Source organism: Dolichospermum sp. UHCC 0406, assembly GCF_009712025.1.
Classification (GTDB): Bacteria; Cyanobacteriota; Cyanobacteriia; order Cyanobacteriales; family Nostocaceae; genus Dolichospermum; species Dolichospermum lemmermannii.
In genome coordinates this window covers 475,626-493,464 of record NZ_VILA01000001.1, presented here as the reverse complement: position 1 = coordinate 493,464, position 17,839 = coordinate 475,626, and the positions used below count along the sequence as shown (strand labels likewise).

At 39.1% G+C, this 17,839-nt stretch carries 17 protein-coding genes; 10 read left to right on the top strand and 7 right to left on the bottom strand.

From position 1 onward, the window contains the following. Nucleotides 1-37: 37 nt before the first annotated feature. On the bottom strand, nucleotides 38-1,699 hold the full coding sequence (locus tag FJR09_RS02205) for a ribulose bisphosphate carboxylase small subunit (RefSeq protein ID WP_015080437.1): 1,662 nt from the start codon (nucleotides 1,697-1,699) through the stop codon (nucleotides 38-40). Nucleotides 1,700-1,739: 40 nt separating this feature from the next. Here FJR09_RS02205 and FJR09_RS02200 point away from each other — a divergent pair, with 40 nt between their 5' ends. Then, nucleotides 1,740-1,898, top strand: a complete 159-nt coding sequence (locus FJR09_RS02200) for a hypothetical protein (protein WP_168652412.1) — start codon at nucleotides 1,740-1,742, stop codon at nucleotides 1,896-1,898. Here FJR09_RS02200 and FJR09_RS02195 read toward each other — a convergent pair whose 3' ends face one another. Genes FJR09_RS02195 through FJR09_RS02185 form a run of 3 tightly spaced genes read right to left on the bottom strand, consistent with a single transcriptional unit; the run spans nucleotide 1,899 to nucleotide 2,909 of the window. Then, nucleotides 1,899-2,204, bottom strand: coding sequence for a EutN/CcmL family microcompartment protein (locus FJR09_RS02195; protein WP_015080436.1), 306 nt, complete (start codon nucleotides 2,202-2,204; stop codon nucleotides 1,899-1,901). Nucleotides 2,205-2,210: 6 nt separating this feature from the next. Continuing rightward, on the bottom strand, nucleotides 2,211-2,555 hold the full coding sequence (locus FJR09_RS02190; protein WP_015080435.1) for a carbon dioxide-concentrating mechanism protein CcmK: 345 nt from the start codon (nucleotides 2,553-2,555) through the stop codon (nucleotides 2,211-2,213). Between the two features lie 45 nt (nucleotides 2,556-2,600). After that, the gene (locus FJR09_RS02185) at nucleotides 2,601-2,909 is read right to left on the bottom strand and encodes a carbon dioxide-concentrating mechanism protein CcmK (RefSeq protein WP_015080434.1); all 309 of its coding nucleotides are present in this window, start codon (nucleotides 2,907-2,909) and stop codon (nucleotides 2,601-2,603) included. 656 nt (nucleotides 2,910-3,565) lie between these two features. Between FJR09_RS02185 and FJR09_RS02180 the strand changes: the two genes are divergently transcribed. Together FJR09_RS02180 and FJR09_RS02175 are read left to right on the top strand one after the other, a co-directional pair. Further along, nucleotides 3,566-5,422, top strand: a complete 1,857-nt coding sequence (locus FJR09_RS02180; RefSeq protein ID WP_015080433.1) for an NAD(P)H-quinone oxidoreductase subunit F — start codon at nucleotides 3,566-3,568, stop codon at nucleotides 5,420-5,422. A 100-nt stretch (nucleotides 5,423-5,522) separates the two neighbouring features. Then, complete coding sequence (locus FJR09_RS02175; protein WP_168654007.1) at nucleotides 5,523-7,019, top strand: NADH-quinone oxidoreductase subunit M; 1,497 nt, start codon at nucleotides 5,523-5,525, stop codon at nucleotides 7,017-7,019. Here FJR09_RS02175 and FJR09_RS02170 read toward each other — a convergent pair. Next, nucleotides 7,005-7,265, bottom strand: a complete 261-nt coding sequence (locus tag FJR09_RS02170; protein ID WP_085929747.1) for a hypothetical protein — start codon at nucleotides 7,263-7,265, stop codon at nucleotides 7,005-7,007. The two genes, FJR09_RS02175 and FJR09_RS02170, sit on opposite strands and share 15 nt — an antisense overlap. Between FJR09_RS02170 and FJR09_RS02165 the strand changes: the two genes are divergently transcribed. The 5 genes from FJR09_RS02165 (at nucleotide 7,264) to FJR09_RS02145 (ending at nucleotide 11,669) form a co-directional block, all read left to right on the top strand. After that, nucleotides 7,264-8,391, top strand: coding sequence for a CO2 hydration protein (locus FJR09_RS02165; protein ID WP_168653891.1), 1,128 nt, complete (start codon nucleotides 7,264-7,266; stop codon nucleotides 8,389-8,391). The two genes, FJR09_RS02170 and FJR09_RS02165, sit on opposite strands and share 2 nt — an antisense overlap. Nucleotides 8,392-8,603: 212 nt before the next feature. After that, nucleotides 8,604-9,290: a serine/threonine-protein kinase gene (locus FJR09_RS02160; RefSeq protein WP_254433014.1), complete on the top strand. Its 687-nt coding sequence runs from the start codon at nucleotides 8,604-8,606 to the stop codon at nucleotides 9,288-9,290. Nucleotides 9,291-9,518: 228 nt separating this feature from the next. After that, on the top strand, nucleotides 9,519-10,442 hold the full coding sequence (locus tag FJR09_RS02155; RefSeq protein ID WP_168633553.1) for a hypothetical protein: 924 nt from the start codon (nucleotides 9,519-9,521) through the stop codon (nucleotides 10,440-10,442). Between the two features lie 130 nt (nucleotides 10,443-10,572). Continuing rightward, nucleotides 10,573-11,121: a restriction endonuclease gene (locus FJR09_RS02150; protein WP_168654006.1), complete on the top strand. Its 549-nt coding sequence runs from the start codon at nucleotides 10,573-10,575 to the stop codon at nucleotides 11,119-11,121. Then, entirely contained in the window at nucleotides 11,118-11,669 is a 552-nt protein-coding gene (locus tag FJR09_RS02145) for a hypothetical protein (protein ID WP_015080427.1), read from the top strand. Before FJR09_RS02150 ends, FJR09_RS02145 begins: the two co-directional genes overlap by 4 nt. A 52-nt stretch (nucleotides 11,670-11,721) precedes the next feature. Here FJR09_RS02145 and FJR09_RS02140 read toward each other — a convergent pair whose 3' ends face one another. Both FJR09_RS02140 and FJR09_RS02135 read right to left on the bottom strand, forming a co-directional pair. Beyond that, on the bottom strand, nucleotides 11,722-12,342 hold the full coding sequence (locus FJR09_RS02140; RefSeq protein ID WP_015080426.1) for a (2Fe-2S) ferredoxin domain-containing protein: 621 nt from the start codon (nucleotides 12,340-12,342) through the stop codon (nucleotides 11,722-11,724). A gap of 101 nt (nucleotides 12,343-12,443) precedes the next feature. After that, nucleotides 12,444-12,680 carry an Asr1405/Asl0597 family protein gene (locus FJR09_RS02135; RefSeq protein ID WP_015080425.1) on the bottom strand — a complete coding sequence of 79 codons (237 nt, stop codon included), beginning with the start codon at nucleotides 12,678-12,680 and terminating at the stop codon, nucleotides 12,444-12,446. 360 nt (nucleotides 12,681-13,040) lie between these two features. Between FJR09_RS02135 and FJR09_RS02130 the strand changes: the two genes are divergently transcribed. After that, entirely contained in the window at nucleotides 13,041-13,595 is a 555-nt protein-coding gene (locus tag FJR09_RS02130) for a Dps family protein (protein WP_015080424.1), read from the top strand. 459 nt (nucleotides 13,596-14,054) lie between these two features. Then, nucleotides 14,055-17,309 carry a carbamoyl-phosphate synthase large subunit gene (gene carB / locus FJR09_RS02125; RefSeq protein ID WP_015080423.1) on the top strand — a complete coding sequence of 1,085 codons (3,255 nt, stop codon included), beginning with the start codon at nucleotides 14,055-14,057 and terminating at the stop codon, nucleotides 17,307-17,309. Nucleotides 17,310-17,839: the final 530 nt, after the last annotated feature.

Below are 17,839 nucleotides of genomic sequence, written 5' to 3'. Positions count from 1 at the left end.
CCTACTCTCTGCACCCTGCCTCCTGGACCCTGCCTCTTTATGGACGTTGGATAATTGCTTCTAGTACGCGACGTTTGGCTTTGGGGTCAGTACCAACTAAACGCACATATTCGCCTGGATATTCAGAAACATATCCTTCTAAAGCAGCGATCGCTTCTCTTTCAGATGTAGCCTGAATTTGACCCGCAACTGTCCAAGTACCTGTGCGGAAGCGGCGTTGATCTACGTGTTCAATTGCAATTTTTGCCCCACTGGACAACAGTTGGCGCAATTGATCTACTACTTCGGTACTTAAACGGGTGCTGGTAGCTGTCGCCGTTGCGGTTGCAGTTCCAGAACTTGTACTGGTAAATGATTTGGTGCTACCAGAAGATACTACTTGTCCGTTTGGTCTTTGGATAATTGCTTCCAATACGCGACGTTTAGCTTTGGTGTCAATCCCAATTAAACGTACATACTCGCCTTGATGAGTTTCAATGCACTCTTCCAAAGCAGATACAACTGCTTGAGTCGAATTAGATTCAATTGGTTGACAAGTATCCCAAGAACCTGTACGGAAACGGCGCTCATCTACGTGTTCTGTCCCAATTTTGAAACCACCAGCCAAAAGTTGACGGATTTGATCTACAGTTTCCGCACTCAGTTTGGCACTACCAACAGCAGTACCGTTGCCATTACCGTTGTAACTGCCAGCAGATGCAGCAGCAGGGGCTTTAAAGCTAGATGTACCAGCAACAACACCTTCAGGACGTTGAACAATAGTTTCTAATACCCGTCTTCTGTTGTTGTCAATCCCAAATAGACGCACATATTCGCCGCTGTGGTCTCTCAAACAAGACTCTACAGCAGAAACAGCTTCACCTAAAGACCGAGTTGCAATGGCTTGACAACTTTGCCAAGAACCTGTCCGAAACCGTCTTTGGTCTACGTGTTCTGTCCCAATTTTAAATCCTTGTTCTAGTAGATAACGTAATTGATCTACTGTTTCTGCACCTAAGCTATAGCTCGCCACGTCACTGCTCCTTTCTAACTCTTCGACTTCAATGCTTGTATAAGATTTAGCTACGGAAAGATTAAGTTCATCCCGAATAGGCGCAATACACTTGCTATCCGCAGCACAGTGATAACCAGCCCGCAAAGCCTGATTAATCCCGACTACATGGTGAGCAAATTCTTGATCCTGCACTTGGACATCTGGCAATCTATCCGCTTGCTGCTGGGTAGTAATTACTGATCCAGAAGCTACGTATTTACCCGGTGGAATTTCCACATCCTGAATTAAGGCGTGCATCATGACAATGCAGCCTGCACCCACCCTGGCATTAAATACCGTAGAACGAAAGCCAATAAAACAACTATCGCCAACGTAAGCAGGTCCATGAATCAGTGCCATGTGGGTAATGGAGGCACTTTTCCCAACCCATACTGAGTACTTCTTGCCATCATCACCAACGACTCGGCCTTGCTCCAACCCATGAATGACCACACCATCTTGAATATTAGTATTTTCACTAACACAAAAAGGTGTCCCTTCATCGGCTCTAATCGAAGTCCCCGGAGCAACAATTACATTTGCACCTATATTGACATCACCAATGAGGTTACAAGAAGAGTGGACAAATGCAGTTTCATGAATGTTTGGTTCTGCTAAACTCCTTGACCACGGGGTTGGGGGTGCCGCCGTGCTGCGGACTACCATTGCGAGATTCCTCCTGAAATAAGCTTTTTGTCAGTGGTCAGTGGTCATTGGTCATTGGTCATTGGTCATTGGTCATTGGTCAGTGGTCATTGGTCATTGGTCATTGGTCATTGGTAAGTTTTCACCTATCACCTATTACCCATCACCTATTACCCATCACCTATTACCCATCACCCATTACCCATTACCTCTTCCCTGACTATCTATACTGGTCTTTTTTGCTGTAAATCACACGATCTTCAACGTAAATGGTGTCTATAATTGCCACTACTGCTGCGTCTAACGGTCGTTGTTCATTACCTGATAATTGACGAGCAGCACTGCCACGACTGACAAGTACCCACTCATCCACTCCTGCCCCTACACTGTTATCGGCTGCTACCTCGTATACTGGCAGGAGATTGCCATTTTCATCTATTAATTGCAACATTAGTAGCTTCACACCCCGCAGACTGGGATCTTTTTGGGTGCTAGTTACTGTGCCACGAACTCTGGCAATTTGCATTATTAATTATGGTCTTCTACCGAAAGGGCGAATTGTGTTAACACCTTCCCGGAATTGTTCTACATCTTCGGTATAACGAATGGGGAGGACATATTCCAAGTTTTCGTGAGGACGAGCAATGATGTGGGTAGATAGCACTTGTCCACCATTGACGCGCTTAACTGATTCTACTCCCGCACCGACAGAAGCCTGAACTTCGGAAACGTCACCACGCACGATAACTGTTACCCGACCACTACCGATTTTTTCATAACCCACCAAGGTAACACGAGCAGCTTTTACCATGGCATCAGCAGCTTCGACTACGGCTGGAAAGCCTAGAGTTTCTACCATTCCTACTGCAATTGACATTTGTTTTTGTCCTTAAATTAAATTTTTACTTGTACCAGATTTAAACTAAGCGCGGAACTGTTCTACGGCTTCTGTATAACGAATTGGCAAGACATATTCTAAGTTTTCGTGGGGGCGAGCAATGATATGGGTAGATACCACTTCACCACCGTTGACTCTTTTTGCCGCTTCAACGCCAGCAGCTACCGAAGCTTGCACTTCAGAAACATCTCCCCTGACAATGACTGTAACGCGAGCGCTACCAATTTTTTCATATCCTACTAAAGTCACACGGGCGGCTTTCACCATTGCGTCAGCAGCTTCTACTACTGCGGGAAAGCCTTTAGTTTCAATCATTCCAACTGCAATTGGCATCGCAGAACTCCTAAAAAATTAATCGAATTAGAACTATGGATGGAAATTTTGGACGGGGATGCTCATCCTGATTTCAAAATACCGCCACATCTTAGCTTATGAAACCTTGGCATCTCTGGCAACATAAATTACTATAATAGTTTGTAATAAAATAGATTAAAAAAAGTTAACAAAACTTTATAGGGTCTTTTGTGACATTAAAGTTTACTGATCCCTACAGTGACAACTTATGCTTTATAATTTCTTTATCAGTTTGAGAATTACTATAGTTCATAGCCCAAGCTAATTCTTTGATGAGGAGGATTGGTGAGTGCTATATATGGGATAGACGAGCTACTGGCTATATCTTTCCTGTGATTCGCTATTGCCATAAACAGTGGGTAAAAATCTGCAAATTTTACCAACGTATCTAAAAAACAAATTTAAAAAAAGCAGAAAAATAAAAAATGTTGTTCAACAATTATTAGAATATCTAAAATGTTAAATTATATTTAATAGCTCAACAATAGGCTAATCTAAAGTAAATGTGCTTAGGCATATTGAGCTAAGAAAAGTTAAGAAAACATAGATTTTCTCAAAGATATTGTTTTTTGAGCAAATGATTATTTAAAGGCTGTTTAAGAGAATCGGAACTGAGTTGTCAAGGAAAATATTAGATGAATGAGTTTCTATTTTTAACAAGTTGGTTCGTGCCTCTTTATAGCTTACTAGGGGCAATTTTAACTTTGCCTTGGAGCATAGGAATCATCCAACGTACAGGACCAAGACCTGCGGCCTACTTGAACTTATTGACTACCATCTTGGGTTTTGTCCATAGTTTATTAGTATTTAAAGATATCTGGAATCGGGATCAAGAAAATTTAGTAATTACTTGGTTTCAAGCTGCTGATTTTCAATTATCTTTTGCTTTAGAAATTTCCGTAGTCAGTGTGGGGGCGACAGTTTTAATTACTGGATTAAGTCTGTTGGCGCAAATTTACGCACTAGGCTATATGGAAAAAGATTGGTCCTTAGCCCGGTTTTTTGGTCTGGTGGGATTTTTTGAAGCCGCCCTCAGTAGTCTAGCAATTAGTGATTCCTTGTTTCTCAGCTATGCTTTGCTGGAAGTTCTCACTCTTTCTACTTATTTACTGGTCGGATTTTGGTATGCTCAACCCTTGGTAGTGACCGCGGCGCGAGATGCCTTTTTAACGAAGCGGGTAGGAGATTTGTTGCTATTGATGGCTGTAGTGACTCTTTCTACTTTAGCCGGCAGCTTAAATTTTTCGGATTTGTATGAGTGGGCGCAAACTGCTGATTTAAATCCAGTCACATCAACTTTACTCTGTTTAGGTTTAATTGCTGGTCCTGCGGGTAAGTGCGCCCAATTTCCCCTGCACCTGTGGTTAGACGAAGCGATGGAAGGACCGAACCCAGCTTCGGTGATGCGAAACTCTCTAGTGGTAGGTGGGGGTGCTTATTTTCTCTACAAAGTTCAACCATTATTATCTTTGTCCCCCATTGCCTTAAATACTTTAGTGGTGCTGGGGATAATGACAGCAGTGGGAGCAACATTGGTATCTATTGCCCAAATTGATATTAAGCGATCGCTCTCCCATTCCACCAGTGCTTACATGGGATTGGTATTTTTAGCGGTAGGCTTGGAACAGGGTGGAGTGGCGTTAATGTTACTTCTGAGTCATGCTATTGCCAAAGCCTTGTTATTCATGAGTTCTGGTTCAGTTATCTACACTACCCAAACTCAAGACTTGACAGAAATGGGGGGTTTGTGGTCAAGAATGCCAGCCACAACCACAGCTTTTGTCGTCGGTTCAGCAGGTATGGTAACACTACTACCACTGGGCAGTTTTTGGGCAATGATAGCATGGGCTGATGGCTTAGTCAAAATTAGCCCTTGGGTAATTGTGGTTTTAATCTTAGTTAATGGCTTAACGGCTTTGAATTTAACTAGGGTATTCCGGTTAGTTTTTTGGGGACAACCCCAACCCAAAAGCCGCCGCGCTCCAGAAGTTGCCTGGCCAATGGCATTACCAATGGTGACTTTAACTATACTCACTCTATTATTACCGCTGATGCTACAGCAATGGTATTTATTACCTAGCTGGGAAAGCCTCGATTGGTATATAGTTGGATCTTTAGTCGCTTCTACGGTTGCTGGAGTAACTATTGGCGCAACAATTCATCTCCACAAAGCCTGGTCAAGATCGAGAATTTTGGTTTGGAGATTTATCCAAGATTTATTAGGCTATGATTTTTACATAGACCGCATTTATCGCTTAACGATTGTAAGTGCTGTGGCGCTGTTATCGAGGATATCCGCGTGGAGCGATCGCTTTTTGGTAGATGGTCTAGTCAACTTAGTCGGCTTTGCTGCGATTTTTAGCGGACAAAGTTTGAAATACAGCATTTCTGGTCAATCCCAAGGCTATATGCTAACAATCCTCATTGTCATTAGCATCCTCGGTTTTGCCATTAGTTTCTCATTAGGTTTATTCGACAAATTGCCTTTTTAGGTAATGGGTAATTGGTAATGGGTAATTGGTAATGGGTAATTGGTAATATTCTTCCCCAACCTCCCCAACCTCCCCAACCTCCCCAACCTCCCCAACTTCTATGCTGAGTACATTGATTTTACTGCCGTTAATTGGTGCGGCTTTTATTGGTTTCTATCCTTTTACCATCTCTGGTAAACTATCCCGAATCATTGCTTTCGTCTTTAGCGTGATTATTTTCGCATGGAGTATTTTCCTAGCAACTCAGTTTAACCCAGGAGAAATTGGTCAACAATTTGCTGAATCCTTACCTTGGGTAGATGCTATTGGCTTAAACTACAATCTGGGGATAGATGGTTTATCTCTCCCGTTGTTAATTCTTAATGGATTATTAACCTGTATTGCTATTTATAGCAGCGATGAATCCCAACAACGTCCGAGATTTTACTACTCTCTAATTCTGCTATTAAATGCTGGGGTGATAGGAGCATTTTTAGCACAGGATTTATTATTATTCTTCCTGTTTTATGAATTGGAATTAATACCTCTATATCTGCTAATTGCGATTTGGGGAGGTGAAAAACGAGGTTATGCAGCCACAAAATTTCTGATTTATACAGCTTTTTCAGGAATCGTTATTTTAGCCAGTTTCCTGGGTATGGTTTGGTTGAGTGGTTCTCCCAGTTTTGGACTAGCAACCTTAAATTGCCAATCTCTACCCTTAGCAACGCAAATTTTACTCCTTGTCGGCATTTTAGTAGGATTTGGTATTAAAATCCCCCTCGTTCCCTTTCATACTTGGCTACCAGATGCCCACGTGGAAGCCTCCACACCCATATCTGTGCTGTTGGCTGGGATATTATTAAAATTAGGGACTTATGGCTTACTGCGATTTGGCATGAATTTATTGCCAGATGCTTGGGCTTATGCAGCACCTTGGTTAGCTACATGGGCAGTAGTTAGCGTTTTGTTTGGGGCATCCTGTGCGATCGCGCAAACAGACATGAAAAAAATGGTGGCTTATAGTTCTATTGGCCACATGGGCTATGTTTTGTTAGCAGCAGCCGCATCCACACCCCTCAGCGTCTTGGGGGCAGTAATGCAAATGATTAGTCACGGATTAATATCCGCTATGTTATTTCTGTTGGTAGGAGTTGTTTACAAAAAAGCTGGTAGTCGAGATTTAAATGTCATTCGGGGACTATTAAACCCAGAACGAGGTTTACCAGTTATTGGTAGTTTAATGATTTTTGCCGTTATGGCCAGTGCAGGTATACCGGGAATGGTGGGATTTATTTCCGAATTTATTGTTTTTCGGGGCAGTTTTGCAGTTTTTCCGGTACAAACATTGTTAGCAATGCTCGGAAATGGTTTAACTGCGGTTTACTTCCTAATTCTCCTGAATCGTGCCTTTTTTGGGCGGTTATCAGCAGCAGTGATGAACTTACCTCGTGTGTATTGGAGCGATCGCATCCCTGCCATCATTCTAGCAGTAGCGATCGTTATTTTCGGCATTCAACCTAATTGGTTAGTCCATTATACCCAAGCCACAATTACCACAATGGTAAAAACGAATAATCATCATCTAGTAGCAAATCGGGAACTATTGGATTCTTAACTTTCCGAGAAAAATAATCACCACAACCAGATCATCAAACAAATCAAAAAAATCCCAAACATCATAGTTAAGACAGTGGAGGCCGATAATCACCACAACCAGATCATCAAACAAATCAAAAAAATCCCAAACATCATAGTTAAGACAGTGGAGGCCGATAATCACCACAACCAGATCATCAAACAAATCAAAAAAATCCCAAAAATCATAGTTAAGACAGTTGAATTCCAGGAGAATTGACATCATGAAAACTCAAAAAAATCCCACCTACAACCCTTTGTCTGAATATATTCACCGATTACAAACTGGAGAAGCATTACTCAAAGATAGTCCCGAAAACGTTTTAGAAGTTGTTGGCATTCTTAAAAGTTATGGAGTGGTTTTAGATGCTTATTCTAAAAATCTTATCTACATTGCTGAACATCAATTTTTAATATTTTTTCCCTTCTTTAAATATTTTGATGGTGATGTTTCTTTTGCTAAATTATTCCGCCATTTATGGCATGATCGGATTAATTTTGAATATGCTGAATATTGCATGAAAACCATGATGTGGCATGGTGGTGGTGGTTTAGACGCATATTTAGATACTAAAGAATTTCAAGATAGAGCTAAAGCTGTTATTGCTGCTAAATTTAAATATAATCCCCTGATTTTGGGACTTAATGAACTGTTTCCCGAATTCTTAATAGAACAGTTACGAGTCTCCGCTTATTACACTGGTTTAGGTCAATTTTGGCGAGTCATGGCTGATATGTTTCTGAGTCTATCAGATCGCTATGACAACGGACAAATTAAATCAATTCCCCAAGTTGTAGAACATATTAAACTGGCTTTAGTTGCAGATGCAATGACACCAATTACATACAGTGTCAAAATAGGCGATAAAGTCTATGATCTGATTCCCAAATCAGTTGGTTTAACCTTCCTTGCAGATACCGCAGTTCCTTATGTAGAAGCCGTATTTTTTAGAGGTACACCATTTTTAGGAACAGTGTCTTTAAACGCTCAAGCATATCAAGTTCCTCCAGATCAATCTCGATTCCAATATGGTGCATTATACGCAGATCCTTTACCTATTGGTGGTGCAGGAATTCCTCCCACATTATTAATGCAAGATATGCGTCATTATTTGCCAGAATATTTACATAATATTTATCGTCGCAGTCTCAGAAGTGAAGATGATTTGCGAATACAAATTTGTATGAGTTTCCAAAAGTCCATGTTTTGTGTAACCACAGCCGCGATTTTAGGACTTTTACCTTATCCATTGGATACTCAAGATTCATTTGAGCAAAAAAACAATCAAATTTATTTAGAAAAGTGGTTAGCAAGATTAGAGAATTCCCAGTTATTAGCAGTGAATAAATAGGATAATATGGCTTCGCTACATGATCAGATTTCAAAAACATTATTTTTTCGCATTTAAAAGAAGGAAATCTATTGACAGGGACTGAAAACCGTGTTATCATAGTTTTGACGAGGAAGAACTATCTTCTGTGCATAAGCAAGGTTGTTTATCATTAAACGAAACAAGCTTAAACTAAATTAATAATAAATAGTATAACGACGTAGTATGGCGTAATGAGCTATTGTATCAACCCGCACTGTCCCAAACCCATTGACCTAGCAAATGCAAATAATCCCATTTGTCGTAACTGTGGGTCACAACTACTGCTGCAAAATCGTTATCGGGTACTTAAACAACTAGGACAAGGTGGTTTTGGGAACACTTTTGAAATTGACGACGGTGGAAAAACCAAAGTTTTAAAAGTGCTAACTGAAAATAATCCCAAAGCTGTGGAATTGTTTCAACAAGAAGCCAAGGTTTTGAGTCAGTTAAACAGTGTGGGTATTCCCAAAGTAGAAGCAGATGGTTATTTTACCGTTTTACCTAAAAATAGTTCTGTACCATTGCATTGCTTGGTAATGGAGAAAATCGAAGGGGTAAATTTAGAGCAATGGATGGAATTTCGTAATTATCAAACAATTTCTGAAAAAGAAGCTCTTAATTGGCTCAAACAAATAGTAGAAATTCTGGCTTTAGTCCACGCTCAAAAATATTTTCATCGTGATATTAAACCTCAGAATATCATGCTGCGACCTAGTGGGCAACTGGTTTTAATTGATTTTGGTGCAGTGCGACAAATCACCACCACAATTTTAGCCGGAAATTCCCATACTAGAATTATTTCTCAAGGTTATTCACCACCAGAACAACAAAACGGTTATTCTGTTAATACTATTGCCAATTTTCCTAAATATGTCTGAAACCCAATAAAATCGTGACGATATCAATAGGGTTTCAGGGTTTTGTCAATAGTATTGTCTGTACAACAGGATGACTAAGCTGGCTATTGAGTTGGTGCATTAATTAGAACGCAGATACACGCAGATGCACGCAGATAATTTTGTGTTTGGGTTGCGTACATTTGCGGTTTTGTTTTTAGACATTAAAATATAAACTGGCAATCAAAAATCTATTCAAAAATTAGGAATATGGGATTTATCGACGCAATTTTTGGAGCTGGATCTTTTGTTTTCAAGGGAATCAACACCCTTCATCAACTAGCAAAAAATTATGTTGCTAGACTTGTTGATGAAGCTTTAAGAGAGAGAGGTGTAGAAAACCAGCCTGCATCAAATCCAAATTCTGTTAATGTGCATTTTTACAATGTTCAAAATGTTCAAAATGATATCAAAAATAATGATATTGAACAAACAGAGATTGAGAAAAAGCGGGCGCGTGATGGTTCTCTCAATTTAAGTGATAGAGAGAAATTAGAAGAACTCAAAAAGCAAGGTGAAGATAAGTTTGAGCAGTGGCAAAAGGCTAAAACGCAGGAAGTTATCATTGAACAGGCAAAAAATCCTGATTCCTATGAAACATCATTTTTGAATAATGAGAAGGTTCATCTACTTCAGTTTCAGATGGGGCAAGTTGTCTTAGAAAAGCGATGTGTATGCGGTAGACCAATGATGTTACAGCATAGAGATCGTAAAGATGGTAGTATATTTTTATTGAATGATTTTTTTTGGTCTTGTGTTGGTTATTACAGTAATCAATGTCGAGGTACACAAAGATTTCAAACACAAGATATTGGTTTACTCCACAAAACCAATATACTTGAACTTCAGCTATCAAATACCGAACTTGGTCAAAGTTTTACTCGTCCACTAATTCAAAAGACAGTTGTTAGGCTGAGACAACATTTAGGAGCAGAAGATAGAGATGTACTTTGTCCAATACACCATGTACCTATGATTTTGAAAGAAAAAGATAAATCTAACCACTCAAATGTAGTTTTAGATATGTTTCATCTAAGATGTCCACATTTTCAATGTCAGCACACAGTGAAGTTAAAATCACTTGCACAAATTGCAGCATTTTTGCATCGTAAGGAAGAACGCGGAATATTTTAACCCAAAATTAATAAATAGTTTTTGTAATTTAGTAGGTTGGGTTGACGCAAGGAAACCCAACAATAATCAATAACAGCGTAACGTAGAATTAATAATAAAGGTTACAACATACGAAACATCAGATAGAATCATGACCACAAATGCAGAATATAAAGCAAGAATTACCAGCTATAACTGGGATGATTTAATCAAATTATGGTCAGAAATTGAATCAGGTAATACACCAAATTGGGATGCAGGTAAAGCGTTAGAATATCTCGTTTTACGAGCATTTAAACTCAACAACGCCGAAGTAACCTGGCCTTACAGCGTGTATTTAGATGGAGAAGAAATAGAACAAATTGACGGAGTAATTTATGCAGATGGCTTATCTTGTATAATAGAATGTAAAGACACAGCAAAACCTGTTAAAATTGAACCTATAGCCAAGCTAAGAAATCAACTATTACGCAGACCAGCAGCAACTATTGGAAGTATATTTAGTCGTAGTGGATTTACAGAAGCATCGGAAACCTTAGCCGGATTTGTTGCACCTCAAACTATTCTATTGTGGGGAGGAGAAGAAATTAAATATTCCTTAGAAAATGAGTGTATACGTAGAGCATTAATCAAAAAATATCGTATTTGTGTTGAACAAGGACTAGCTAATTACAACATTAAAACTGAGGCTGTATTATGACATTAGCTTATATAGTGTTAGAAGGTAATATAGATCAAGAAATCTTGCAGAAATTACTTCCTAAACATCTTTTGCAAGATGTTAAATTCGTTGTAGGAAACGGACAGTATCAAGTCAGATCATTAGCAAGTTCACTACTTGCTACCAGAAATACTCCTGTTATCTTAATCCTAGATGCAGATACAGATAATGAATCTCAAATATTTGAAAAGCAAGATTTAATTAATTATTTATTGCGTCGAGCATCTGCCGGTATCCCTTTTCAAGCTTCTCTAGCTGTTCCACAAATAGAAATTATCTTAATCCAAGATAAATCATTAATTGAAAAAATAGCACAACGTCAATTTAATGATTTAGAATGGAAATTTGCTCAAAGTAAACCTAAAGAATTTTTAGAGACAGTTTTAGGAAAAGAACAATCAATTAATGAGAAAATATTTAGCAATATAAATGATGAACAAATTAAGATATTACAACAACATCCATTAATACAAGAAATAATGGAATTTTTATCATCACTTACTCCGTCTTTTGTCGCAATTAACTAACCATATATTTGTAGGTTGGGTTGACGCAAGAAAACCCAACAATAAACAGCAACTAAACTTCCACAAAGCTGGGAATATTTACTACCATATCCTCTGCTTTCTCCCGAATTTCCTCAGAAAAATGCTTATCTATCAAATCTGGAACTTGTTCAGCTTTAATTTTACTATAACGAGTTTTATCGGGCATCACTAAATTAGGACCGGCTTTACAATTTTTCATACAGCCAGTCCCTTTAATAGTGACTGAATCTTCTAACCCGTTATTTATTAACTCCGACTCCAAAGCTTGACACAAAGCCTTTCCACCGCGCTTCATACAATCAGATTTTTGACAAATCAGAATTGTTTGTGTTTTAGCTGGTTTCGTCTTAGCTGGACTTTGCGCTGCAACTGTTCCCATATCAGCACTTGCAGCCATAACTCGTTCTGCTACCAGAGTTACCTGATCTTTTTTCGCATTATATTGTTTTGTCCCCACAACTTGCAGCCAAGTCCCTTGAGGTAAACGCAAATCAAAAGCACTCCGTAAATGCTTGGCTAATTTTATATAACATTCACCCTCAGAAGTTCCTAATAACAAACCTTTCAGCTTATATCCATCCTTGATGACAAAATCCAAAAATCTGCCTTCAAAACAAAATTCCGTTACTGCTGCATTAGTAGATATACTCATGGTTCAACTTCGCTCACTATAAATAATGGTTAAGAGTCAGAAGTAAAAAATCATCATCACAAAAATCACAAGAATCAAAAAAATCACAGTTCCGACGTTTTCTACCAACAAGCTTCAAGATTCTTAATCAAGTCTTGACGAGAAGCAGTAAATTGTTGAATCACACTCCAAAGTTGAATAGCTGCGGTGGGGTTATTTATTTCTACCATTAAAGGTTGGTTAGTCTCACAAACACAAATTATATCTAATTCTTGTAAGCGTTGATAAACCTGCCAACGATCTGCCCAACTTATATCAATAACGTGCTTTTTATCTGTGTCCGAGCTAGAAGATTTCAAGCGAGTAGCCCTCAAAATGCCATAAAATTGCAGTAAAACTAGAAACCCACAGCCTAAATTTGCGAGTTAGTCGGAGTTTAGCTTCTTTCTTTAGAATACACTAACTGCAAAATATTATCATTAATTTTGAGAAAAAATCTCATTTTTTCTTTATAGAGATATATGCACACTTTGAGGCTGAAGTCAAGATAAATACCAAATATATATCTTTAAGCATAGATATCGCAGAAAAATTGATACTTATGATTGGTAATAATGCCAAAATTTTTTAGATTTAGTAGCCTTGATTTTATTTTGAAAATGCTAAGATGTTAAAAATAAGCAGTTAAAAACTATAACTGTTAAAAAGAGAGAAAAACCATGTCTGATACGCAAACTATATTACACAATTTTGGTCAGGTTTACGACAATCCTGTATTACTAGATCACAGTGTTACCGCCCCAGTTGTTGAAGGATTTAATGTCGTATTAGCTAGTTTTCAGGCATTGTACTTACAATACCAAAAACATCATTTTGTAGTTGAAGGTGCAGAATTTAATTCACTGCATGAATTCTTTAACGCCAGCTACAAAGAAGTACAAGATCACATCCATGAAATCGGCGAGCGCTTGAATGGTTTGGGTGGTATACCCGCAGCAAGTTTTAGTAAATTAGCTGAATTATGCTGTTTTGAACCAGAAGCAGATGGCGTATTTTCTGCTCGGAAGATGGTAGAAAATAACCTAATTGCCGAACAAGCATTAATTGGAGTAATTCGCCGTCAAGCCGCACAGGCAGAGAGTTTAGGTGATAGAGGCACACGCTACTTATACGAAAAAATCCTCTTAAAAACTGAAGAAAGAGCTTATCACTTAGCTCATTTTCTAGCTAAAGATAGCTTAACCTTGGGTTTTGTGCAACTTGCTCAAAATTAAACTTCTCATAATCTCAATTTAACAAAATCAAGACAGAGAAAATTTTAGTAATTGAGAATTTTACAAAATTAATCCTTTTGGCAGAAAAGAGTAAATTACCATTTCTGCCATTTTCTATATCAGGACTTTAAAGCCAATTATTTTTATTGCCTATTTTATATATCTAACAATAAATAATTGAACGCAGATGAACGCAGATAAACGCAGATAAAAAAAGATAAATTAATTATCTGTGCAGCTTTATTGTCATAATCCATAACGAATAAATAAACAATTAAATTCTCTTTGTGCTTCTGCGCCTCTGCGTGAGAAAAAAAACGTAAAAACCATTACCAAAAATCCCCCATTCCCATAAATTCTTCCCCTTAACGCAACCGCTACCCGGAAAAGTTGATAATGAGGACATAAAGACCCTTAAAATAGTCAAGATTTGTATTTTTGTCATCTAAGGTAAAAACTATGCCCCGTCGTCAAGACCTCAAAAAAATACTCCTGTTAGGTTCAGGTCCAATTGTGATTGGCCAAGCCTGTGAATTCGATTACTCTGGAACTCAAGCCTGTAAAGCCTTGCGAGAAGAAGGCTATGAAGTCGTGCTGGTAAACTCCAACCCAGCTACCATTATGACCGACCCGGAAACAGCCGACCGCACCTATATTGAACCGCTAACACCGGAAATAGTCGAAAAAGTTATCGCCAAAGAACGACCAGATGCTTTGTTGCCAACAATGGGAGGACAAACCGCCCTTAACTTGGCTGTAGCGTTAGCGAAAAATGGCGTTTTAGATAAATACAACGTCGAGTTAATTGGTGCGAAGTTACCCGCAATTGAAAAAGCCGAAGACAGAAAACTGTTTAATGAAGCTATGGCTAAGATTGGGGTTGCAGTATGTCCCAGTGGTACAGCTTCTACTTTAGACGAATCAAAAGCGATCGCTCTCCAAATTGGCACATATCCCTTAATTATCCGTCCAGCCTTTACAATGGGGGGGACTGGTGGGGGTATCGCCTATAATCAAGAAGAGTTTGAAGAAATGGCGCAAGTAGGAATTGACGCTAGTCCCGTTTCCCAAATTCTCATTGACCAATCTTTATTGGGTTGGAAAGAGTATGAATTAGAAGTCATGCGGGATTTAGCCGATAACGTCGTGATTATCTGTTCTATTGAAAATCTCGACCCTATGGGGATTCATACCGGAGATTCTATCACCGTTGCCCCCGCCCAAACCCTGACCGATAAAGAATATCAACGGTTACGGGATATGGCCATTAAAATTATCCGCGAAATTGGTGTAGAAACCGGCGGTTCTAATATCCAGTTTGCCGTAAATCCCGTTAATGGTGACGTGGTGGTAATTGAAATGAATCCTCGTGTATCTCGTAGTTCGGCTTTATCTTCCAAAGCCACAGGTTTCCCCATTGCCAAAATTGCGGCGAAGTTAGCTGTAGGTTACACTTTGGATGAATTGCAAAACGATATCACCAAAAAAACTCCCGCTTGCTTTGAACCAACAATTGATTATGTAGTTACGAAAATTCCCCGGTTTGCGTTTGAAAAATTCCCTGGTTCAGAAGCGGTTTTAACTACCCAAATGAAGTCTGTGGGAGAAGCAATGGCTATTGGCCGGACATTTAATGAATCCTTCCAAAAAGCTTTGCGTTCCCTAGAAACCGGACGCGCTGGTTGGGGTTGTGATAAAGCCGAAAAATTGCCCAGTGGGGAACAAATTCGCGCTCAATTACGGACTCCTAACCCAGAAAGAATCTTTTCTGTGCGTCATGCTATGCAGTTGGGAATGAGTAATGAGGAAATTTATGAACTAACGGCAATTGACCCTTGGTTTTTAGATAAATTACAAGAACTGCTAGAAATAGAAAAGTTTCTCAAGCGCACTCCTCTAAAGCAGTTGACAAAAGCACAAATGTATGATGTCAAAAGAAATGGTTTTAGCGATCGCCAAATAGCCTATGCTACAAAAACCAAAGAAGATGAAGTTCGCACCTATCGCAAACAGCTAGAAGTTATCCCCGTTTACAAAACCGTTGATACCTGTGCTGCTGAATTTGAGGCTCTGACCCCATATTACTATTCTACCTACGAAGAAGAAACGGAAGTATTACCAACAGATAAACCCAAGGTGATGATTTTGGGTGGTGGACCAAACCGCATTGGTCAAGGAATTGAGTTTGATTATTGTTGTTGTCATGCTGCGTATTCTTTACATGATGCCGGGTATGAAACAATTATGGTCAATTCTAACCCAGAAACAGTTTCTACAGATTACGATACCAGCGATCGCCTGTATTTTGAACCATTAACTAAAGAAGACGTTCTCAACATCATTGAAGCCGAAAACCCCGTGGGGATAATTGTCCAATTCGGTGGACAAACACCATTAAAATTAGCCATTCCCCTGCAAGAATATTTACAAAACTCCAATAGTATCACCAAGATTTGGGGAACATCTCCCGATTCTATAGATATGGCGGAAAACAGGGAACGCTTTGAAAAGATTCTGCAAGAATTGAATATCGCTCAACCGCCTAATGGTATGGCGAGAAGTTATGAAGATGCTTTGATTGTTGCCAAGCGCATTGGTTATCCTGTGGTAGTGCGTCCTAGCTATGTATTGGGAGGACGAGCGATGGAAATCGTTTATTCTGATACTGAGTTAGAACGCTACATGACCTTTGCTGTGCAAGTAGAACCAGATCACCCGATTTTAATTGATAAGTTCTTAGAAAACGCCATTGAAGTGGATGTAGATGCGATCGCCGATCATACTGGTAATGTTGTCATTGGTGGCATCATGGAACACATTGAACAGGCGGGAATTCACTCCGGTGACTCAGCTTGTTCCTTACCTTCCATTTCCCTTTCTCCCGCAGTCCTCAACCAAATCCGGTTATGGACAGTTCAACTAGCACAAGCTCTATCTGTAGTGGGATTAATGAATATTCAATTTGCTGTAGTTGGTGCAAATGGTTATTCTCCCCAAGTGTATATTTTGGAAGCTAACCCCAGAGCATCACGGACAGTTCCTTTTGTATCTAAAGCTACGGGCGTACAATTAGCCAAACTCGCATCCTTAATTATGTCGGGGAAAACCTTAGAGGAAGTGAAATTTACAAAAGAAGTCATTCCCTCTCATATTGCCGTCAAAGAAGCGGTTTTACCATTTAGTAAGTTCCCTGGTACAGATACCATTTTGGGTCCAGAAATGCGCTCAACTGGCGAAGTAATGGGTATTGATAGCGATTTCGGCCGCGCCTTTGCTAAAGCAGAATTAGGCGCAGGGGAAAAATTACCGCTTCAAGGAACTGTATTTGTTTCCATGAGTGACAGAGACAAACCTCTCGCAGCAGATGTAGTCAAGGAGTTTATTAAGTTAGGCTTTACAATCATGGCTACCCAAGGAACGCGTCAAGTTCTTCAGGAACAAGGGTTAGAAATTCAATCTGTCCTCAAACTCCATGAAGGTCGTCCCCACGTCCTGGATGCGATTAAAAATCAAAAAATTCAACTCATCATCAATACACCCTCTGGAGAAGAAGCTCATGCCGATTCTAAGCTAATTCGTCGCACGGCTTTAGGCTACAAAATCCCCATTATTACCACTATTGCAGGTGCTAGAGCCACAGCCGCTGCTATCTATTCTCTGCAAAACACAACTTTGGATGTCAAGGTAATCCAAGAATACTGTCCCATGAGTTAATTGTCTAAACTATGATTTTTGTGATTTTGATGATTTTTATGATTATTTGGCTAGTTTTTCGCAGAAATCTATGATTTTTACGACAGATATATCATCTTAATTAAAAGAATCACAAGAATCATAGTTCAGACCTTTGATGATTTTTATGATGAATCCTGCGGATTTATCGGGAAAATCCCTCATATTAATCAAAATAATCAGAAAAATCATAGTTCAGACGTTTTCCTCATCTTCATCAAAATAATCCTAAAAATCATAGTCCGACATTATTAAGCAATTGTTACAAAAGAATAATTATGGTTATCATTGAGATATTTTAACAAATATGAGGAAGCTATTTCCGGGCTAGAGAATTGATCGTTATCCCAGTAAATGTATGCTATTCAGTAATTTCAGCGTCTGAGGTGATCTCAAATTACGGCCAAAGTGCGGGTTTCCCTATAGTCAAATTATTCTCATAAATGTTACAATTATTAATATTCCCGAAAACACAAAAAATGTTTGACTTGCTACTGTGTATCTAACTATAG

Excerpts from the sequence above, each read along its gene's own strand:
- FJR09_RS02130 (WP_015080424.1), top strand. The coding sequence starts at position 13,041 with ATGTCTGATACGCAAACTATATTACACAATTTTGGTCAGGTTTACGAC.
- FJR09_RS02195 (WP_015080436.1), bottom strand. The coding sequence starts at position 2,204 with ATGCAAATTGCCAGAGTTCGTGGCACAGTAACTAGCACCCAAAAAGAT.
- FJR09_RS02205 (WP_015080437.1), bottom strand. The coding sequence starts at position 1,699 with ATGGTAGTCCGCAGCACGGCGGCACCCCCAACCCCGTGGTCAAGGAGT.
- FJR09_RS02155 (WP_168633553.1), top strand. The coding sequence starts at position 9,519 with ATGGGATTTATCGACGCAATTTTTGGAGCTGGATCTTTTGTTTTCAAG.
- carB (WP_015080423.1), top strand. The coding sequence starts at position 14,055 with ATGCCCCGTCGTCAAGACCTCAAAAAAATACTCCTGTTAGGTTCAGGT.
- FJR09_RS02150 (WP_168654006.1), top strand. The coding sequence starts at position 10,573 with ATGACCACAAATGCAGAATATAAAGCAAGAATTACCAGCTATAACTGG.
- FJR09_RS02170 (WP_085929747.1), bottom strand. The coding sequence starts at position 7,265 with ATGATGTCAATTCTCCTGGAATTCAACTGTCTTAACTATGATTTTTGG.
- FJR09_RS02175 (WP_168654007.1), top strand. The coding sequence starts at position 5,523 with ATGCTGAGTACATTGATTTTACTGCCGTTAATTGGTGCGGCTTTTATT.
- FJR09_RS02140 (WP_015080426.1), bottom strand. The coding sequence starts at position 12,342 with ATGAGTATATCTACTAATGCAGCAGTAACGGAATTTTGTTTTGAAGGC.
- FJR09_RS02165 (WP_168653891.1), top strand. The coding sequence starts at position 7,264 with ATGAAAACTCAAAAAAATCCCACCTACAACCCTTTGTCTGAATATATT.
- FJR09_RS02180 (WP_015080433.1), top strand. The coding sequence starts at position 3,566 with ATGAATGAGTTTCTATTTTTAACAAGTTGGTTCGTGCCTCTTTATAGC.
- FJR09_RS02190 (WP_015080435.1), bottom strand. The coding sequence starts at position 2,555 with ATGTCAATTGCAGTAGGAATGGTAGAAACTCTAGGCTTTCCAGCCGTA.
- FJR09_RS02185 (WP_015080434.1), bottom strand. The coding sequence starts at position 2,909 with ATGCCAATTGCAGTTGGAATGATTGAAACTAAAGGCTTTCCCGCAGTA.
- FJR09_RS02145 (WP_015080427.1), top strand. The coding sequence starts at position 11,118 with ATGACATTAGCTTATATAGTGTTAGAAGGTAATATAGATCAAGAAATC.
- FJR09_RS02160 (WP_254433014.1), top strand. The coding sequence starts at position 8,604 with ATGAGCTATTGTATCAACCCGCACTGTCCCAAACCCATTGACCTAGCA.